General features: G+C 44.0%; 18 protein-coding genes and 1 tRNA gene. 12 read left to right on the top strand and 7 right to left on the bottom strand.

Going from position 1 to position 20011, the window contains the following annotated elements; translation table 11 throughout:
- The first annotated feature begins 19 nt into the window (after window positions 1-19).
- The 10 genes from QU605_RS05380 (at window position 20) to QU605_RS05335 (ending at window position 10225) form a co-directional block, all read left to right on the top strand.
- The gene (locus tag QU605_RS05380) at window positions 20-1441 is read left to right on the top strand and encodes a RagB/SusD family nutrient uptake outer membrane protein (RefSeq protein ID WP_289724250.1); all 1422 of its coding nucleotides are present in this window, start codon (window positions 20-22) and stop codon (window positions 1439-1441) included.
- A gap of 21 nt (window positions 1442-1462) precedes the next feature.
- The gene (locus QU605_RS05375) at window positions 1463-2314 is read left to right on the top strand and encodes a PKD domain-containing protein (protein ID WP_289724249.1); all 852 of its coding nucleotides are present in this window, start codon (window positions 1463-1465) and stop codon (window positions 2312-2314) included.
- 191 nt (window positions 2315-2505) lie between these two features.
- Window positions 2506-3252, top strand: coding sequence for a polysaccharide lyase family 7 protein (locus tag QU605_RS05370; RefSeq protein WP_353655878.1), 747 nt, complete (start codon window positions 2506-2508; stop codon window positions 3250-3252).
- Between the two features lie 174 nt (window positions 3253-3426).
- Window positions 3427-4131, top strand: coding sequence for a FadR/GntR family transcriptional regulator (locus tag QU605_RS05365; protein WP_289724247.1), 705 nt, complete (start codon window positions 3427-3429; stop codon window positions 4129-4131).
- Window positions 4132-4291: 160 nt separating this feature from the next.
- The gene (locus QU605_RS05360) at window positions 4292-5569 is read left to right on the top strand and encodes an MFS transporter (RefSeq protein WP_289724246.1); all 1278 of its coding nucleotides are present in this window, start codon (window positions 4292-4294) and stop codon (window positions 5567-5569) included.
- Between the two features lie 23 nt (window positions 5570-5592).
- Window positions 5593-6354, top strand: coding sequence for an SDR family NAD(P)-dependent oxidoreductase (locus tag QU605_RS05355; protein ID WP_289724245.1), 762 nt, complete (start codon window positions 5593-5595; stop codon window positions 6352-6354).
- Between the two features lie 9 nt (window positions 6355-6363).
- Window positions 6364-7119 carry an SDR family NAD(P)-dependent oxidoreductase gene (locus QU605_RS05350; RefSeq protein WP_289724244.1) on the top strand — a complete coding sequence of 252 codons (756 nt, stop codon included), beginning with the start codon at window positions 6364-6366 and terminating at the stop codon, window positions 7117-7119.
- A 37-nt stretch (window positions 7120-7156) separates the two neighbouring features.
- A complete protein-coding gene (locus QU605_RS05345) occupies window positions 7157-8197 on the top strand; it encodes a sugar kinase (protein WP_289724243.1) in 1041 nt (346 codons plus the stop codon).
- Between the two features lie 77 nt (window positions 8198-8274).
- Window positions 8275-8943 carry a bifunctional 4-hydroxy-2-oxoglutarate aldolase/2-dehydro-3-deoxy-phosphogluconate aldolase gene (locus QU605_RS05340; protein WP_289724242.1) on the top strand — a complete coding sequence of 223 codons (669 nt, stop codon included), beginning with the start codon at window positions 8275-8277 and terminating at the stop codon, window positions 8941-8943.
- 7 nt (window positions 8944-8950) lie between these two features.
- The gene (locus QU605_RS05335; RefSeq protein ID WP_289724241.1) at window positions 8951-10225 is read left to right on the top strand and encodes an NRAMP family divalent metal transporter; all 1275 of its coding nucleotides are present in this window, start codon (window positions 8951-8953) and stop codon (window positions 10223-10225) included.
- A 254-nt stretch (window positions 10226-10479) separates the two neighbouring features.
- Here QU605_RS05335 and QU605_RS05330 read toward each other — a convergent pair whose 3' ends face one another.
- The 4 genes from QU605_RS05330 to QU605_RS05315 form a co-directional block, all read right to left on the bottom strand.
- Window positions 10480-11298 (bottom strand): C-GCAxxG-C-C family (seleno)protein, encoded by an 819-nt coding sequence (locus QU605_RS05330; RefSeq protein ID WP_289724455.1) that lies wholly within the window; start codon window positions 11296-11298, stop codon window positions 10480-10482.
- Between the two features lie 171 nt (window positions 11299-11469).
- Window positions 11470-12231 carry a flavodoxin family protein gene (locus QU605_RS05325; protein WP_289724240.1) on the bottom strand — a complete coding sequence of 254 codons (762 nt, stop codon included), beginning with the start codon at window positions 12229-12231 and terminating at the stop codon, window positions 11470-11472.
- Between the two features lie 32 nt (window positions 12232-12263).
- A complete protein-coding gene (locus tag QU605_RS05320; protein ID WP_289724239.1) occupies window positions 12264-12782 on the bottom strand; it encodes a flavodoxin domain-containing protein in 519 nt (172 codons plus the stop codon).
- 35 nt (window positions 12783-12817) lie between these two features.
- The gene (locus QU605_RS05315) at window positions 12818-14653 is read right to left on the bottom strand and encodes an FAD-dependent oxidoreductase (protein ID WP_289724238.1); all 1836 of its coding nucleotides are present in this window, start codon (window positions 14651-14653) and stop codon (window positions 12818-12820) included.
- 517 nt (window positions 14654-15170) lie between these two features.
- Between QU605_RS05315 and QU605_RS05310 the strand changes: the two genes are divergently transcribed.
- Window positions 15171-16511 carry a M28 family peptidase gene (locus QU605_RS05310; RefSeq protein ID WP_289724237.1) on the top strand — a complete coding sequence of 447 codons (1341 nt, stop codon included), beginning with the start codon at window positions 15171-15173 and terminating at the stop codon, window positions 16509-16511.
- 302 nt (window positions 16512-16813) lie between these two features.
- On the opposite strand, the gene QU605_RS05305 is transcribed toward QU605_RS05310, so the two are convergent.
- Window positions 16814-16887: transfer RNA gene (locus tag QU605_RS05305), tRNA-Arg, on the bottom strand.
- 81 nt (window positions 16888-16968) lie between these two features.
- Here QU605_RS05305 and QU605_RS05300 point away from each other — a divergent pair.
- Window positions 16969-17481, top strand: coding sequence for an adenine phosphoribosyltransferase (locus tag QU605_RS05300; RefSeq protein WP_289724236.1), 513 nt, complete (start codon window positions 16969-16971; stop codon window positions 17479-17481).
- Here QU605_RS05300 and QU605_RS05295 read toward each other — a convergent pair.
- Both QU605_RS05295 and QU605_RS05290 read right to left on the bottom strand, forming a co-directional pair.
- The gene (locus QU605_RS05295; protein ID WP_289724235.1) at window positions 17478-17630 is read right to left on the bottom strand and encodes an SsrA-binding protein; all 153 of its coding nucleotides are present in this window, start codon (window positions 17628-17630) and stop codon (window positions 17478-17480) included. The two genes, QU605_RS05300 and QU605_RS05295, sit on opposite strands and share 4 nt — an antisense overlap.
- Before the next feature lie 503 nt (window positions 17631-18133).
- Window positions 18134-20008 carry a M56 family metallopeptidase gene (locus tag QU605_RS05290; RefSeq protein WP_289724234.1) on the bottom strand — a complete coding sequence of 625 codons (1875 nt, stop codon included), beginning with the start codon at window positions 20006-20008 and terminating at the stop codon, window positions 18134-18136.
- Window positions 20009-20011 lie beyond the last annotated feature (3 nt).

The following is a 20011-nucleotide window of genomic DNA, read 5'->3' as shown; positions in this document are numbered from 1 at the left end:
CGACCGTAAAACGCAAAGTATGAAAACAATTAAATATATAGCACTGGCCTTCCTTATTGGATTCACAGGTGCCTGCGAGAAAGATTTTCTTGAGCCTACACCTGAGTCAGCCATCAGCAGCATCGAATATTTCAGCAATGACGATGAAATAGAAACAGGCGTAATTGGCATTTATGATGCTATGCAGGGAATTAACTCAACTAGTCTCAATGACAATCGAGGGATACAGATTGAGTATTATGTAACCGAAATGCGCAGCGATAATACACGGACCAAGAGTCAGGAAGGGGAAGCCGCTCAATTTGAGCAGTATAATGTATCTTCTGCAAATGGACTTGTCCAAAATTACTATCGCAGTTTCTACAACGTCATATACAGGGCAAACCTGGTTCTGGATAAATTGGAAAACGCTTCAGAAGCCATGGCGCCTCAATTCGAAGGGGAAGCAAAATTTGCACGAGCTCAGGCATATTTCAATCTTGTTAGGCTTTATGGCGACATTCCGCTTATAGACAGAATTATTGGACCCCTGGAGAATGATGTAGCTTTCACACGGGTCTCTACAACTGAGATTTACGAACTAATCGTTTCAGACCTGGAATTTGCAGCTGACAACCTCGGGAATGGTGAATTTTACCGGGCCTCCCGAGCAGCAGCTCAGGCACTTTTGGCGAAAGTTCATCTTACACTGGGTAATTATACGGATGCTCAGGTGCTTTGTGAAAGTGTGCTATCCAGTGGGTTTAGCCTTGAGCCTAATTTCAGTGATGTGTTCTATAATGAAGGAAATAACGAGGTTATTTTTGCCATTGCGTATAATCCTGGAGTTGAAACGGATAGTCAGGATTTTTCTGCTGAATGGTTAAATGGCGTTGGTCGTACCGTTGGGGTAAATTATGTAACGGATGAAGCGATTGCAGCTTTTGATGAATTCGGAGGTGACAGAACGGCCCTTTCTATAAGGACAGATCCGGCGCAGCCAACCCAAACTCAGGTGACAAAATATTTGCCAAATGGCGAAGATGGGGGTGCAGATGGCAAAACCTTTTCTACGGACGCAACCCTTTCCGGGAATGACTGGATTGTCATCCGTTACGCAGATGTTCTACTTATGCATGTGGAATCAATATTGGCAGGAGGACAGGAAACCTCTGCCGCGGCAGCCCTGGCTTCATTTCAACAAATTCGAGACAGAGCTGGACTAACCGATCCGGTTACAAGCATTTCTAAAACCGATCTTTTAAACGAGCGTCGCGTGGAACTGGCCTTTGAAAACCACAGGTTATTCGATCTGCTCCGGTTTGGTGTAGCTCAGGAAGTACTATCAGAATTTTCCAATAATAATGGATACAGTTTCGGAGCGACGGATTTACTGTTGCCTATTCCGCAAAGCGAAATTAATCTAAGTAAGGGATTGATGAATCAAAATCCTGGTTATTAATACTATATCATCAGTATCACTATGAAAACAACTAAACTTTTAACAGCCGTTTTGACCTTGATAGGTACAATAGTGTTGACATCCTCATGCGATTTCGACTATGATCTACCGGAAGAAGGTTCTATACCAGATGAAACCCCACCGAGCGCTAATTTCTCGGCGGCGCAGAGTGACACGGACTTTCTACTGTACAATTTTGCCAACTTATCCTCAAGTGCCACAACATATGAGTGGGATTTTGGCGATGGCAATACCTCAGCAGAAATAGATCCGTCAAATACCTATCCAGATGAAGGCACCTACACGGTAAACCTGACGGCATCAGATGCCCTGGGCGCAACAAGTACCTTTACAATGGATGTTACCGTTGTAGAACCCGAGGTGCCTGAAGCCATAGTGCCAGTGGTCCTGGAAGGTGATTTCGAGGATAACAGTCTTCCCGATGGATCTGGAGATGGACGTGATTCGTGGCGGAATGATTTTGGAGGGGTCATTCAGATAACTAGTAGCCCTGTGCAATCCGGGGATCAAGCATCGAAATATCCTTCTGATGGGGATCGAGTAGCTTATCAGGAAGGCATAGCAGTAACTCCGAATACGGACTACATTATCACATATTACTATACCCTGAAAACCAATAATCCGGGATCTGTTACCCTAACAGTACTTGGAGGTGGAATTACAGACCTTTCAGAGGTGGAATCCAAAAAACTTGTTGATTTAGTTGGAATGGATCAGGCGGATGCCGATACCTATACAAAGGTTGATCTTTCCTTTAATACGGGTGCCAATGCGACTGTAGCCATCTTAATCACCAATGAGGGCGAAGAAGCAAGGGTGGACAATATTTCTATGGCCCCTGTACCGGAATAAATAGTTTTCGCCAGATGTATAACCAATTAAGTTATTGAAACTATACAATGCGACAACTAGCACCCTTGGTGATATTTCTATTCCTGTCTGTTGGGGTTTATGGGCAGTCAGATGATGTTCTGGTTGCCGTTGATAACAGTAACGTCCGGCAGAAAAAAAAGAAAAAGCGCTACAGGTTACCAGAAATAGATTTGAGTCACTGGAAGGTTACATTGCCTATTTCTGATAATAATCGGCCTATTGAAGTAGAGCCACCTGAAATTCTGGAATACGCTACGAATTCTATTTTAGTTCCGTTTATGTATAATGATTCCACTGACGGGTCACTGGTTTTTCATGCCTATCCAGAGTCAACAACTGCAAATACCAAATATTCCCGAACGGAATTGCGCGAACAGATGGAACCTGGGAGTAACTCCGTAAACTGGAAGTTTTCCGAAGGTGGATTAATGAAAGGGACAATGCGAATGGAGGCTGTTTCGAAAGACCGGGGCGGGAAGTATCATAAGGTGATTATTATGCAAATTCACGGTAGACTTTCAAATGATCAACGTGATCAGATTGGCCAAAAGGATAACAATGCACCACCGATTTTAAAGATTTATTGGCAGGATGGTAAGATCCGGGTAAAAACAAAGGAGCTTACAAACAATGCCGTGTCTCCAGAAGGTGTATTGTTTGAAGAGGCTTGGAAAGATGACCGAGGAAGAACTTTTGAAGAGGAAGTAGGTTTTAACAAGTTTAATATCGAGGTTAAAGTCTCCAAGGGCAAATTGGTTGTGTCACTGAATAAAGGGGAATTCTTTGTTTATGATAATGCAAGTATTCGGAGATGGGATGTTTTCGAAAATTATTTCAAAGCGGGAAATTATTTGCAAACCCGGGATGAAGGAGCCTTCGCCAAAGTAAAATTTTACAAATTGGAAATTAGTCATTAGCGAATTATTTTGAGTTAGTTCAATTTGAGTAAGCCATTGGCCTTTTCTCAGGGCCAATGGTTTTTAAAAAGAACTAATGAATCTTCATATAAAACATTAAGAGGTTAGTCAGGATTATTTCTTAATTTTAACAAACCAATCTGGTTAACCAATTTTACTTCCAACTCCGAGAATATGAATTTAGATACTCTGACAAAAAATGAAAACGATGAAATCCAGCGTGAAATCATCGTCCAGATCAGGGATTTGATCAACTACAAGAATCTGGAGCCAGGCGATAAACTACCTTCGGAACGTTCACTTTCCGAGCGCTTTGGGGTAAGTAGGAACAATGTTCGGGAGGTGATTCGAAAACTAGAGTTTTATGGATTATTAATGTCCAAGCCTCAAAGTGGGACCTTCGTTGCTGACATTGGTCAGGTAGCTCTGAATGGCATGATCGAAGACATCTTAAAACTCGACACGCCAGACTTTAAGTCTCTTGTTGAGACACGAATATTACTTGAGCTCAAGACAGCGCGGTTGGCTGCGCTTCGAAGGACAGAGCAAAATTTAAAAGAGATGGAGGCCACCATTAAGGCCTATGAAAATAAAGTCCATAACGGTGAGGATGCTGTCCAGGAGGATCTATTGTTTCACCTGGCCGTTGCTCGGGCCAGTGGAAATGGCACAATGATCACATTTATGTTGATTATTACCCCTGAGATTATTACAAATTTTGAAAAGTATCACGTATGTGATAAGAATCAGGCTTTTACAGCCATACAGGAGCACTGGGATATTTATGAAGCCATAAAAGCAAAAAATCCGCAATTGGCTAAAGCAAATATGAAAACACATTTCAGCGCCCTGTACCAGTATTTGTATAATATAGAATAGATTGCCCTCGCTGTAAATATGCACGAATTTGCGCGAGGTTTAAATTAAGTAGGAGGGAAAGGGAGTCATATCGGTATTCGATACCTCTCATAAGTATTGCATTTTATTGCCCGCAATGGCAAGAACTTTCCAATCGTCCCTTTAACTGTAAACTTGAAGTATGAAGGTTAAAGGTTTGAGGTGGTGGATAATAGCCTTAATTTGTATTGCCACCGTAATTAATTACATAGACAGAACCGCGTTTGGAGTGATGTGGCCCGAGATGGGTAAAGATCTCGGAATGGACGAAACAGATTATGCGGTTATGCTGAACGTCTTTATGATTACCTATGCTCTAGGTAAATTTTTATCCGGAAAATTATATGACCAAATAGGTACCCGCCTGGGTTTTGTCTTTTCCATTGCACTTTGGTCGACCGCTGCTGTACTCCATGCATTTGCCAGAGGATTAGTGTCTCTTTCAATAGTGCGGGCAATGCTCGGACTGGGTGAAGCGGGGAATTGGCCCGGGGCTGTCAAGAGCAACGGAGAGTGGTTTCCAGTAAAAGAGCGGGCAATTGCCCAAGGAATATTTAATGCAGGCGCTTCTCTCGGTAGTGTTATTGCGCCGGCACTAATTGCATTCTTATACGCGCAGTTTGGTTGGAGGACCACCTTTATCATCTTGGGTCTGGTTGGATTTGTGTGGATCTTTCCCTGGCTTATTATCAATAAGGCCAAACCAGAGAGCCATGCCTGGCTTACTGATGAAGAACGCAAAATGATCCTGGCGGATCGTATTGTACCGGTGGCGGAAACAAAGCAAGAAAAGGGCCTTTCAATTATGGAAATCCTGGCATTTAGGGAATCTTGGGGGGTCTTGGTTTCACGCTTTTTTATAGAACCCATTTGGTGGTTATTCGTCGGTTGGATGCCTCTGTATCTAAATTCAAAATTTGATTTCAGTATTGAAGAAATTGGAAGTACCATCTGGATTTCCTATCTGGGAGGTATGGCCGGAAGTATTTTGGGCGGATGGTTCTGTGGAAAATTAATGGAAAAACACACGGTGGACTATGCGCGTAAAGTCTCTATCCTTATCGGTGGGCTTTTGATATTTATGGGCCTTTTAGGGATTATCTTTCTGGTGAAAGGGAATAACCCAATGACCTTTATCTACATCGTTGCCATCGTGCTTTTTGGATTCCAGTTCGCTATTGGGAATATACAAACACTTTCCAGTGATTTATTGCAGGGTCCCTCGGTGGGGACACTGGCGGGGCTTGCAGGCACCATTGCTGCCGTTTCCGTAATCATAATGAACTGGCTCATTCCACAAATAACCACAGTGTCCTATACACCGGCTTTCATAATTATTGCAGTATTGGCCCCATTGGCAGTGCTGTCGATTTATTTCTTTATTCGAAAGATTAAGCCTGTCGAATTGGATTCGAAATAATATAAATTTTTAAAAGTAGATCAATGACATCAAAACAAAAAGTAGCCGTTATAACAGGAGCAACCGGGGGTATTGGCTTTCAAGTTGCAAAAAGACTCGGCCAGGACGGATATGCAGTAGTCTTAAATGGAATAGAAGATGAGGCAGGTGCACAAAGGGTTGCAGAACTCACGGCTGAAGGGATTACCGCTGAATATTACGGCTTTGATGTTACGGATGAAAATGCCGTAACTGAAAATATCACAGCCATTGGAAATGAATACGGCAAAATAGACGCCTTGGTTAACAATGCTGGAGGGCTGGGTGGCCGGTCCCGGTTCGAGGAGATGACCACCGAGTTTTACAGGTTCGTCATGGCACTCAATCTGGATTCTACATTCTTCGCCTCACGGGCTGCTATCCCCTTTTTGAAAAAAGGTGAGAACCCTTCAATAATCAACTATACTTCAATTGCAGCCTGGAATGCCGGAGGGCCAGGTGCGGGAATTTACGGAACGTCCAAAGCTGCCGTTCAGGCCATTACAAGGGCTCTGGCAAAGGACCTCGCAGAATATGGCATCCGAGTGAATGCCGTATCTCCGGGCACTATAGATACTCCATTTCACAATCAAATTAAATCGACCAAACCAGAGGTCTTCGCTTCCTGGAAGAACAATATTTTACTGGGACGACTGGGTCAGCCAGAGGATGTTGCAGCTGTTGTATCCTTCCTAGTGAGTGATGATGCCGCCTTTCTTACAGCAGAGACCATTCAGGTCGGAGGTGGTCAGGGACTTGGAATCTAAGAGCGTGATATGAGCAGACTTAAAGGTAAAATTGCAGTTGTCACAGGGGGATCCAGAGATATTGGTCGAGAGATTTCAATCAAACTCGCCAGGGAAGGGGCTGACGTAGTTGTTAACTATTTCAATTCAGCCACGGGAGCTCTGGAAACAGTGAAGGAGATCGAGGCACTGGGACAACGAGCCCTTGCCGTGAAGGCCGACGTATCCAGCCTTGCAGACATCAGGGAATTAAAGGCAAGGGTGCAGGAAGTATTTGGTCAGCGGATCGATATTCTGGTTAACAATGCAGGGGGACTCTTCGCCCGTAAAACCCTGCAGGAATTTGATGAGGCCTTTTATGCGCAGGTTATGGATGTGAATTTTAAATCTGCAGTCTTCGTTTCACAGGCTTTTGAACCTATGATACCTGAAGGCGGGTCAATAGTCAACATTTCCTCTCAGGCTGCTCGCGATGGCGGTGGCGGTGGTTCGGCCCTTTACGCTTCGTCCAAGGGTGCATTAACGACCTTTACCAGATCCATGGCAAAGGAGCTTGGCGGAAAGGGAATTCGAGTCAATGCCTTATGTCCGGGATTGATTGGAACGAAATTTCACGATGATTTTACAAAAGATGAGATCCGAAACAAAGTTGCTGCCGCCACCCCATTAAAAAGGGAAGGTAATGCGAGCGAAGTAGCTGATCTCGTGGCTTACCTTGTGTCGGATGAAGCTTCGTTTATCAACGGTAATAATATCGATATCAATGGAGGGTTAGCCTTTAGTTAAGTAGCTCTCGTTTCATAATTCAATAAATAATAGCCTGATGAAAAAAGTAGTAACCTTCGGAGAAATCATGCTTAGGTTGGCTCCTCCGGGATTTTTGAGGTTTTCGCAAACCAATAGTTTTGATGTTATTTATGGTGGAGGGGAATCCAATGTGGCCGTTTCTTTGGCGAATTATGGTGTCCCTGTGGATTTTGTCACCCGATTGCCCGATAATGATATAGGTCAGTGCGCACTGATGGAAATGCGAAAGAGGGGAGTGGGAACGGATAAAATTGTCTTTGGAGGGGATCGCCTGGGCATTTATTTTCTGGAAACAGGAGCGGTATCCCGTGGCAGTAAGGTGGTATATGACCGAGCGCACTCCGCGATGGCCGAAATTGAGAAAGGGATGATAGACTGGGATACCGTCTTTGAAGGCGTGGAATGGTTTCATTGGACCGGGATTACACCTGCCATTTCTCAGGGAGCCGCAGACGCCTGTCTTGAAGCCGTAAAGGCCGCCAGTAAGAAAGGGGTTACCATTTCCACGGATTTGAATTACCGGGCCAAACTTTGGAAATACGGTGGCGATCGGGAGGCCATAATGACGGAATTGACCTCTTATTGCGATATTGTTCTGGGGAACGAAGAAGATGCCGAAAAACATTTTGGAATTAAACCGGAAGGATTAGACATCACGACGCAGGGAGAGCACGTTAAGGCCGAGGCCTTCCTTTCCGTTTGCGAGCAAATGATGGCCAAATTTCCTAAAGCTAAAAAAGTAATTACCACATTGAGGGGTTCTATATCTGCCTCTCATAATACCTGGGCCGGTGTGCTCTATGATGGTACAAAAATGTATAAATCCCCGGAGTATCAGATTACACATATCGTAGATCGCGTTGGTGGGGGGGATTCCTTTATGGGCGGACTCATCTACGGCTTGCTGACCTATCCGGATGACGACCAGAATGCGCTGAATTTTGCAGTTGCGGCCTCTTGTTTAAAGCATACTATCAAGGGAGATGCAAATTTGGTAACGGTACAGGAGGTTGAAAAGTTAATGGGAGGTGACGCTTCCGGGCGGGTCTCCAGATAAGATTTAAAATAATTGTTCATATAGAGGTCCCCGCAGGAATAGAGTGCTTGCAGGTCCGATATTCAAACGAGTAGGAAATGGCGAAGTATACGAGATTGGAGGTAGCAGGGGCTATGCGCGACACGGGCTTGGTTCCTTTGTTTTATCACCCGGATGCAGATGTGGGCATAAAGGTGCTGAAAGCCTGTTATGCTGGAGGCGCAAGACTTTTGGAATTCACTGCCAGAGGGGATTTTGCCTTCGAAGTATTTTCTGAAATGAATCGATATGCCCTGGAGGAATTGCCGGGTATGATTCTCGGGGTGGGTTCCATTACGGATGCCGCTGCTGCTTCACTTTTCTTACAGATGGGCGCTAATTTTATCGTAACCCCCTCCCTCAGAGAGGATATTGCAATAGTCTGCAATCGAAGGAAGGTTCTTTGGTCCCCGGGTTGCGGCTCGCTGACTGAAATCAACCGGGCTGAGGAACTCGGATGTGAGATTATTAAGTTATTCCCGGGATCCACCTACGGGCCGGGATTCGTCAAGGCTGTGCGAGGACCACAACCCTGGACCAGCATCATGCCCACAGGTGGCGTGAGTACGGATGAAGACAACCTGCGAGGCTGGTTTGATGCCGGGGTAACCTGTGTGGGAATGGGCTCCAAGCTTATTTCGAAAGAAATCATACAAAAAAAGGACTTTGCCGGACTTGAGGCCGAGGTAAGAGATGCCATTTCTACCATTTCCAGAATCCGTAATTGATTGATAAATGTCTGAGAGATCCGGGGACCAGTCGTTTGTAAAAAAACTCCTTGCCCTGGTCCTGGCATTTGGCCCGGGTATTTTTGCCATCGGCTACACCATAGGGACGGGAAGCGTTACTTCAATGATCGTAGCCGGGAGTACCTATGGGATGGAACTCCTCTGGGTACTGATGTTGAGTTGTGTTTTTTCCGGTCTTTTGATCTATGTCTACGGAAATTATGCCCTCCTAACGGGAGAAACGGCGCTTTATGCCTTTAAAAAACACCTGAAGGGCGGCAAAATCATAGCAATCCTTATCATCCTTGGGATTACCTTCGGCCAATGGAATTCTTTGATGGGCATCCTTGGAATTACAGCGAATATCATCTTCGAGATTCTGGCCATAAACTTTCCCGACCTCAGGGGCATTGAATATAAAACAGTCCTGCTTATTGCCATAGGGATTATTGTTGTCATGTATGGCCTATTGCTCATCGGCAAGTATACCTTCTTTGAAAAAGTACTGGTGATTTTTGTAACCATTATGGGTCTCTCATTTTTGATATCCCTGTTTATGGTATACCCTTTGCCTATGGATGTCCTTAAAGGTTTGGTGCCATCCGTACCTCAAGTCCCTGGGGGCAAAATGATGGTAGCTGCTTTTGTGGGGACTACAATGGCAGCGGCCACGTTTCTTTCTAGGCCGCTTTTTGTTCAGGGTAAAGGCTGGACCCGGTCACATTTAAAACGCCAGAAAAAGGATGCTATTACGGCAGCAGTTCTGGTATTTATTATCAGTGCTTCCATAATGGCAGTGGCAAGTGGGGCCCTGTTTTATCAGGGGCAACCCGTCACCAAAGTTTTGGATATGGTTCAGGTTTTGGAACCTATAGCAGGTAAGTTTGCGCTAACACTTTTCGTTTTTGGAACCCTTAGCGCTGGATTGTCTTCAATTTTCCCCTGTTTATTGATTGCGCCGATCTTACTGGCAGATTTTCAATCAGGTACCCTGGATACAAATTCAAGACAATTTCGGATTATAACGGCAGTAGCCTGTTTATTTGCCTTAATTGTCCCCGTATTCGGAGCTAACCCCATCGAAATGCAAATCCTGTCTCAGGTCTTCAATGTTTTTGTATTACCCCTTGTTATTGTTGGGATTATCCTGCTTATCAATAACAAAAAGCTCATGAGGGGTAATCCGACGCACGTACTGGTCAACGCAGGGCTGGTGGGCGCCTTGTTTTTTTCAGTAGTGATTTCCTATAACGGAGTTATGGCGTTGATTGAGTTCTTTTAAAGACTAAGAATACTCATAACCCGGATAGAAAAAGCGGGGTTCGCGCCTTAACTGATCAAGCGAGAATTTAACCCCTCGTCCGTCCCCCCCTTTTTTTTAATGCCGTATTTCACAATTCCAGGATATTGTGTTGACGATTTGTGAGCCAAATATATGTTGGATTTTGGATTGAATTGACAATCCGTCAGTTTTAAGACAGCGCATCGAATAATCCTGTTGGTTTACGCATTCAACAACTCGCATTTTCAATAAACTCAATCATGGACACTCCCTCCTAATACCCCCAGTAAGGATTTGCACCCACCTTGGTTTAAATAGTCTGAGTGCGCGCCAAGATCCTTAAAACATTGTCCGCAGATCTCATTACAACGCATTTTTCCTTTTGTTTCGGCCTTAAAGGATTTCAAGATTCTCCTCGCTGTCTTATTGTTAAAGTAAGGAGGGTCTTCATCGGGATTTTTGCGACACCAATCCAGGGTATTTTTCCAAAGGGCTGCACTAAGTGCTCCGCAGGCCCCACCATACAACCCCAGTCCACCTGCAAATCCGGCAACCATGACCATTTCTTCCTGAGAGCCTCCCATCTGCCTGACGACCTCGGAAGCGCAACTTTTGGTTTCGTTTTTCGTCTCGGCTTTTTGCTCCAGCATTTCAGTGGCCGCATCTATAGCCGCAGGGGCCCATGCTTCGGCGAGGTTAAAACAGCGGCTGTTCTCATTGCCCTTTATGGTGGTTTTAATCATGAATTTGGCCATGCCGGAAAGGGTGGTCAGGTCATATCCGATAATTTCACGGCAGTTCATCGTTTCGGTCAGGTTCAGAAATGATTGCACCACATGTCGTGTGGCCAACACGGCAACTGCTATGGCATCCGCTGCCTTTTCATTCCTGCGAAAAGACTCAGCCCCAACTGCCAATGTCGCACCCCAAAGCATACCGCATTGGTAGCCCTGGTTCAGAATTCCCCCGGCCATCAGGTTCATGGCTTTTTCCTCGGGTACCCTGGGGTGTCCAAACTGTCGGTTCAGTATAGTAGCAAAGGTCCTGGAACAGGTTCTGCACTCTTTGAGAATATCCTTTGTGCCTTTGCAGGGACAGCATCCATAGTATTATCCGGTTCCTTCATCTATACAGGTTTTAAGATTCACATTATTTCCGCCATACTAGCATGTCCGAATTAATGTGCTCAGGACGGATTGGGAAGCGATTCGAAGACACTTTTTGCGTTTGACTTTCCGAATTCTCTAACGGCTTTCTGCCTTCATCTTCTTTACTGTTTTCCCTGAAATCCATTTGGCCATTTTCTTCTTCCAAAAAGGGATTTTGACGTCATAGTAGAAATCGTGCTTGCCATGGTAAAACTCGTAATCCGCCCATCCCTTTAATTTATTCCATTCAGAAATCGATTTGAAGATGTTGAAATATACAAGCTGGTTTAAAGAGGGATGGATTACCGCTTTGGAGCGAAGGGCATTAATCAATTTTTCGTAAGCAGTTAAGGCCAGATTGCGGTTGCGTTCCGTTTCATTTTTTGTTTTTCGGGCTACCATCAGTTCCACCGGGGGCACAAAGTTGAAGCCATATTGAGTGAAGTGTTCGGTAAGATACTTACAGGTCAGGTCCGCACCAAACCCCGCGCAGGTAGCCAGTGCCATGGCGTATTTCCCAAAGAAGATGGGTCTATGCGCCAAAAAGCTTGTTCGCTCCACAAATTTCTTCATCAATGCACTGACGGTTCTGGCATAGGTAGGAGAGGCAAAAATGACCCCATCGGCAGCCTTCATTTCTTCAATAATCACATCACGATCATCCTGGTGAGGACAACTTTCTTCTCCATTATCGATACATGAATAACAACCGAAACAATCCTTAAGATCCAGTTCAGAGAGCATGAGGATCTTGTAATCTACATCGGGATGGGCATTTGCAAGCATCCCAAGTATTTTATAGGTATTTCCCCGGTGCGGGCTTCCACAGATGGCTACTATTTTTAATCTTTCATCCATTTTATAATAATATCTACCAGACGCTTCGGAGCTTACTCCACAAGTAATTCCTGATGTTGAAACTGCCTTACTAATTCTACCACAGGTTCAATGCTATTCCTGTCAACATAATCAAAACCATATCGTTCATCTTTACGGGCTCCCGGATCAGGGTTAAAAAGGGAGCCCATCCAAAGCATTTGTTTAACCCACCAGCTAACCTTGGTATGGTCCAACCTGCCTCTTAGCGCCACATGCTCCATTTGTGCAGCGAGTACAGCGGGAAGGGATTTAGCAACCCATCTGTTGAGTTTAGGGCTCGGACCGGCTCCGGATACGGAAAACAAGACTTTGGACCTGCCTTCAAGCTTCGACAAATTTTCATTAAGCCAGTCGCGGATAGACAGCCGAAAGTATAAAATTGAACTGCCCAGAATGAGAAAGTCATATTTGGACGGATCGGCTTTCGGATCCTTGATGTCAAATACAGGAAATCCTATGGCTTCGCCAATCCAGCTAGCGTATTGTTCTGTGCTGCCGTACTTGCCCGAATAAAATATTGCACCTTTCATAATATGTATTTCTTAGAGGTCCTATTAAAATTGTACTAATCCATAGGTCCAAATACAATTGCCTCATCTCCTGCCTCTATCCCCTCACAACTTATGGAGAAACTGCTGCCATCCTTCTTGAATTGGAACTGCAGTTGCTCATCCTCGCCATTCGAGCCCAGTGGAAGCCAGCGATACGGAAGATCCAATTCAGTTACTTTTGGATCTTTAAGTTTGAGGATGGCGTATTGCCCTTTTTTATTCTCAAACCCTTCAGGCTTTTCAAAAGTCAATTCGACGGTTTCCTTGTCAACTTTTTTTGACGATTTGAACTTCACGATGCGATCATCTATGAATTTCTCAGCATCAATATCCGACCAGATCTTGTCTTTGTTCATTTGCAGGGCCGCTAAAAATCCGCCCGTAATAGTACCTTCAAAACCCCCGCCCGGGAACGCCCAAGCCGAAGCAAAATAGAGGTTGGGAATCAGAAAGTTATTTCGAAATCTCCTGGATCCGGTTAATCGTTTGGTTTGGGCAAATCCATAAACTGCACCTCCGGGGTTTGAAGTGTACCGCTTGATGGTTTTTGGTGTAGAGATTTCGTAATACTCTATGCTGTCTCGAATTCCCGGGAATTTCGCTTCCAATCTCTCCAGTAAGATCTGACCTACCTCTTCCTTTTTCGCCCTGTATGCTTCATCACTCAAACCCTCCCAGTTTTTGAGATAGGCTACCGTACATATGACACCGGCAGCTTTATCTGGTGGTGCCAGTCCCGCATCGACCTTTTCATAGTCTACAAAGATGAAACTGCGCTTTTTCCAATCGCCGAGTTGATTCGGGTGCACATCCCTAAGACTTTTTACATCATCCCCTTGTATGAAATTTGAATAGTATTTGACCCCAAATTGATCTACTTTTTGATTAAACCCTAAGTACATGCATAAAAGCGAGGTAGACTGCGGGTGCGGGCTGATCTTTTGTTTAAGTGTGCTGGCGAAGGGCTCATCCAGCAAGGCGGGTACCAAAGGCATGGCACAATTGGCTACAACATTGTCACAAGCAATGGTTATGGACTGTCCATTATTGTTAAAACTATCGCTAAATGTCACCCCTGTGGCCCTACCGTTTTCTGTGATTATTTTCTCAACCTTTTTGCCCAATAACACAGTACCTCCATGTTCTTCGATAAAAGCGGCAAGATGATCAGAAAGTTTCTGTGAACCACCCTTTATAAAATAGCCCCCGCTTTCAATAAAGCCGGCAAAGGGCAAGCCAAAATAAAACATGGACAAGGTATAGGGGTCATCACCCCAGTAGGCAATATGCGCTACCAGGTCCAGTTTGGTTTTTTCATTTTTGATGTGCTTATCCAGCCAGGATCCTACTGTATGTTTCGTTGCCGTTACCAGATTGGGGTAAAGCAAAGGCATAAGCGGATAGATCAGCTTGCGTTTTAATGGGGATCGAGGTAAGTTCAATGCCTCCTTCCGGATTCCAGCCAGAACCTGCAAAAACTTTCTTATGCCCTTTTCCTCTTCAGGGTATTTGTCTATGAGTGCCTTTTTGGCCGCCTCAAAGCCGTGGGGAAACACAAAATCTTTGCTGTCTGAGGGAATACCGTAGAACTCGGGTACTTGTTTAAGTTCCACATTATCTTCTACTTCCAGCATTTTGAAAATGTTCCTAAGGGTACCGCCCTCCGCCAATCCGCTCATTTCATGAAGGCCGACTTCTATGATGAAATCCCCTCGTTTAAAAGTGGTTGCACAGCCTCCTGGTTTGTGATGTTGTTCCAGCAGCAGCACCTTTTTTCCGAATTTAGCCAGAGTGGCTCCAGCAGTTAAACCTGCCAGACCGCCACCAACGATGATCGTATTGTACTTCATAATTAATTCGAATATTCCGTTCTACAATGGATAAAATAACATTTGAAATTATGTAATACATGCCTGATTAACAATGACCTAGGTCATGCAATGGGGGGTTGATCTTAGGAAAGGGGAAGGGGCAGAATATTAGTGGAAGAATAAGCCGGGCCAAAGTTCAGCATGCGTAATGATCATGATCCGATTCTTGTCCTAATCTGCAAAACGGGATAACCTACAGTGGTTTCACCTACCTCGGGTACCATTGGAATTTGGGATATCACGAAATGTGGGCCATATCCAATTCCTTTATAAATTGACCAATTGAAAAACATGTTGGCATTCTGTGAACCCAAGAAAGTTGTTTTTGAATTTAAATTTGAGTGATTCGTAGTCTACATGAAATCTACCAGCCTTTCACTGGTTGCTTTTTCAGCCTTCACTTCGGTAGGTGCGAGATTTCTACCTTGCTATTGGGGTATATAAAGTGTAACAACCAAAGAAAGAGTTGCTCATTTAAAAAGTAATATAGAGTCAAATGAAAAAATCAATAGAGCTAATTGTACTAATCACATTATTTACTGCGTGTTCTTCTAGAACTACACTAACAAATGAAGAGGTTATTCAAAAAATCTCAATGGTCGAATTACAAAAGCATGTTACTGAATTAGCAGATGATAAATACCAGGGCCGTGGTGCGGGATATAAAGGTGAGCATGAAGCGGCTCTATATATAGCCAGGCAATACCAAAATATTGGTTTGGAACCGTTTTATGAAGATTCAAAAAACCCTGTCAGCTATTTTCAGGAATTTGACTTTGAAGTCTTAGATTCAACTAAGCCATGGGAAATCTTATCAACACAGAATGTGGTTGGTTTCTTGAAGGGGACTGAAAAACCGAATGAATATATTGTAATAGGTGGGCATCATGATGGTCAGGGAATGAGCAGTCAGGCAGATTATGGACGCAGTATTCCAGAAGATTTAGAAGTGGATTCTATACGGGCTTCAAATGATAAAATATGGAATAGTGCCGTAGACAATGCTGTAAGTATTTCGGCGATCATAGAAATGGCGAGAGTTCTAAAAAAATACAATATAAGAACAAAACGATCAATAATCTTTACCACATTCAGTGCTGAGGAAAATGGATTGAATGGTTCTGCTTTTTTTGCGAATGACCCTCCGGTTCCGATTAAGAACATCAAGGCAATGGTTAATCTGGAAAAAATCATTGGTGATCCAGATGCAGAGTTTCTTTATGTTTCATACGGCACAAATCCCGTATTCGAAGAAATAAGAATAGAAACGGATAGTTTGAGAGGACTAAAAATGACACCGTTTTATCCAGGGATGATAGCAAATACCGACCACTATGCCTTTGGACAAAGAAGGATACCCACTATTACAATGGGTACAGGCAGCATAAAATATGTACATACATCGTTAGACCATGCTGACAGATTAAACTATGAATTACTAAATAAGCGGACTCAATATATACTTTCATATCTAATAAGGTTAGTGAATGCTGACAGCGACTTCAAATTCTCCGGAAGTTTAGATGGGCTGTTGGGAGTGACTGGAGGTCAAGCTAGTGAAGAAGAAAAAAAGATTAAAAACTTTAACGGTGATGTAGCATTTAAAATTTCAACTGTGGTAAACGATTCTCATGGTTATAATGCGGATTTAAAATCTGGGGATTTGATAATTGCTATTGACAATATGCCTCTTAAGCGAAAATCATTCTATAACGGTCTTGAGGATTTAATTGGAGATATCACAGAAGAGACTATTGGAGAGGTTGAAAAAAGTAAGGTAACACTTCAACTTATTCGGGGAGATTCAATAATTGTAAGAACCATTACGCTAAAATGATTTGAAAAGCTAGGGAATATTTCCGCATTTAACTTTCCTCACTTCGGCCTGCAAGCAAGCTTGCGCCTCGTTCGAAAAGAAAAAGCCCGCCTTTTCAGGCGAGCTTTTCATGCTTAAGTGACCACGCCAGGATTACCTTCGCTGCGCTCGATTTTCCTGGCTATTCCCACCTGAAAATGCAAACCCTGCACCGCCTGGGGCGGTGCGGTTTTGTTTCCCGTGTCCACTTACGAAAGCAAGCTTTCGACGGTTCCCCGAACAACAAAACCCCGCAACATTTGTTGCGGGGTTTGCGAGTTAAGTGACCACGCCAGGATTCAAACCTGGAACCTTCTGAGCCGTAATCAGATGCGCTATTCAGTTGCGCCACGTGGCCGGAAATCAATTCCCTTGATTAAGGGGTTGCAAATATATTTCTTTTTAGATTTAGGGCAAAATAACTAAGCCCTGATTTACATTGAATTTACGAGACTATATTACCGAGGTGCCCAATTTCCCTGAAAAGGGGGTCAGTTTTAAGGATATTACTCCTCTTTTGGAAGATCCGCAGGGCTTTGCCCTTGCAGCCGATCAGCTACTTGATTTTACGGAGGGATTGCATATAGACAAGGTGGTGGGGATCGAAAGCCGGGGTTTCTTTTTTGCCCCTTTGCTGGCCCACAGGCTGAATGCCGGGTTTATACCCGCCCGGAAACCGGGTAAATTACCCCGTAAAATTCACAGTCAGGAGTACGAGTTGGAATACGGTACGGATGCCCTCGAGATTCACCAGGCAAGTATATCCGAGGGGGATCGGGTATTGATCCATGACGATGTGCTGGCTACCGGGGGCACGGCCCGGGCCATGTGCGATCTGATCGACAATCTGGGAGGGGTGGTGGTGCAGTGTAATTTTCTGATCGAACTCAGCTTCCTCAACGGAAGGGACAAGCTGGAAGGGGTTCCTTTAAAATCCCTGATAATCTACTAACCCAAAGCTTTGGTGGTTACATAATACCTCCAGCCGATAATGGCTAATTGCCATTTGCTGGCTTTTGATAAATCCAGGCGCTTTTTGCTGTAAGAGGGCAGGAGCCACTTGTTCAATCTGGCCAAACCAGTGAAGAATGCTTTTTCCATTGCGGTAAAGATACCATTCTGGACAAAATCAACAGAAAAATTTAGGGTTTCTCAAAAGGGTGGATTCCCTTACGTGCTTTACATCATATCAAAACAAGGATCAGAGTTAGGAGTACAGTAAACACGAATTTGGCAATGGCAATCATACTACTTGTTTTGAGGTTTAGCTTTGTTCGTCGGCCAATATATAATCTTCACCCTCCATCTGCCAAGCATTTCTGCAATTATTAACGATACTAACTACACTATTGTAAGTGTAAAAACCTTTAATACTCAAAATAGTAAGTATGATTCCTTGTAAAAGGTTACATAATAAAATAATAATACTTCTTTAAAGTTATAAAAAGATACATTTCAAGGGGGTTTTTAGGAAGTTTTCTGAATTGCAAGGGAAAAAAGGGCTCATTTTGGCCGTTTTTCGTGCATTAGGTTTTGCTGGACATAAAAACACCGGTCTTGACCAAGACCGGTGTCCGAATATTTAATGGCGCTTTAAACTGCTTTTATTCCTTCTTTGTGGTGATTTCAATGACGCCATCTTTCGCTTTTTTACCGAATTTCTCCATAGCCTTATCTCCCTTAAAGACATTGATGGTTTGGATCTGGTCCGGATCTAATGCATCCATCGCTTTTTCATTGGCCTTTTTACCGTCGATGTAGATAAGCGGTTTTTTGCCATCGGTGGAGATCACTTTCATTTGAGTATCATAGTCTCCGGACTTTTCAGAATTTATGATGATTTTCTTGTGTTTTGATTCTGAACCGTCATCCGTATGCCAAATCATGGTGTTTCCATCGTCGTCATCTTCATCAATGTCTATTGTAAAAATATTGGACTCTGAGTCCCCATCTCCATCGATGACTTTGACGAAAATATTCTTATGCGCTCCGGCTTCGCGGAGTTCTTCCTCACTGACCTCTTTTCCATCTACGATGACGATCTTCCTGCCGTCTTTTTCACGCACCTCGATCGTTTGATCATCTTCCTCCACTTCAAGGATTATCATATTTTCCCGTTCCTCAAGTAACTCGAGATATGCTTTTTCTCCTTCCTCCTCCGTGACCTCTTTTCCGTTAACAATAAAGACGGATTCCCCCTTGTCCATGCGGGTTCCGACCAAATGGCCATTTTCTTCTCCGGAGCGATGTACCCAGATCATTTTTTCGCCGGATCCGGTACTAAAATGAACTTCTTTGCCGGTGCTGAATTTTTTAAAGGTGCTGGCTTCCCCGAAAAACACGCCTCCTTCGGAATTGATGTAGATCAGCACCGGTTTAATGGGTTCTTCAGTGTCCGAATTGTAGCTGCCGCTGAAGGGATTGCCGTTTTCGGCTTTTCCGCTGATGCTAAACGAAAGGTTAATGATCTCACGGGCATCGTTCCGGACAGTGGTATAGGAAAAGTCCACCCCATCTTTGGCGAGCTTTTTCTTGAGTTCGACCAGTTCTTCATCCGTGGTCCCCTTTTCTATGGTAACCTCGATGGTTTTGGCATCTGACAATATGAGCTCCTGAACGGAATCCTGTTGGGTTACATAGACGGTCTCACGGTTAAAGGCCATCAGGAACAGGGCCAGCATGGGCAGGATCAGAAGGTACTTCGCCAAATGGATTGATTTGGATTGATTGCGTTGTAACATGACTATTCGTTTTTTGATTAATGATTGATTGAAAGGGCTGACAAGGGCGGGGGTCAGCTCATTCCCCGATACTTTTAAGAGGGCATACTGGTATTCACGAATCGACGGGAGGTCACTAACAGCTTGTGAATCAGCAAGGTATTCCAGGTTTTGTTGGATAACCTTTTGATACAACCAGACCAGAGGGTTTAACCATAGTACGATGGCAGTGACACGGGCCAAAAGGATATCCAGCGAGTGCAATTGCCTTCCATGTACTTTTTCGTGTTCCAGAATTAGATTTAGTTCTGTTTCCCCATGTGCCTCAGGATTATAGAATATGTATTTGAAAAACGAAAAAGGGCCTTTGATATAACGTGATGGAATAAAGACGTATCCATCATGGTTATAGGTGCTACCTGTTTTAATCATGGATACAATACGCAGCAGATTTTTAAAAACCACTACCGTAAAAAAGGCAATGCCCATAAAGTAGACCCAGAGCAGGGCGACATTCCAGTCCATACCGGCGGATTCAATTGCCGCCACCGGATTTAATTTGGCTGAAGCATTCAAAGGGACCGTTTGAATGATAATTTCTTCCCGGATTCTGATAAAAGGCAGTAGGAGTGAAGCCAGGAGCCCGCCCAGCAGGAAAAACCGGTTCAGTTTAAAAAAAGTTTCATTTTTCAGGAATACCTGATAAACCAGCAAAAAGATAGCGAGGATGGCTGAGGCTTTAAGTAAATAGTGTTCCATGGT

The organism is Robiginitalea aurantiaca (assembly GCF_030380815.1).
In the GTDB taxonomy this organism is placed as follows: Bacteria; Bacteroidota; Bacteroidia; order Flavobacteriales; family Flavobacteriaceae; genus Robiginitalea; species Robiginitalea aurantiaca.
The sequence above is the reverse complement of the archived record's forward strand: the minus strand, read 5'-3'. Positions and strand labels throughout refer to the sequence as shown.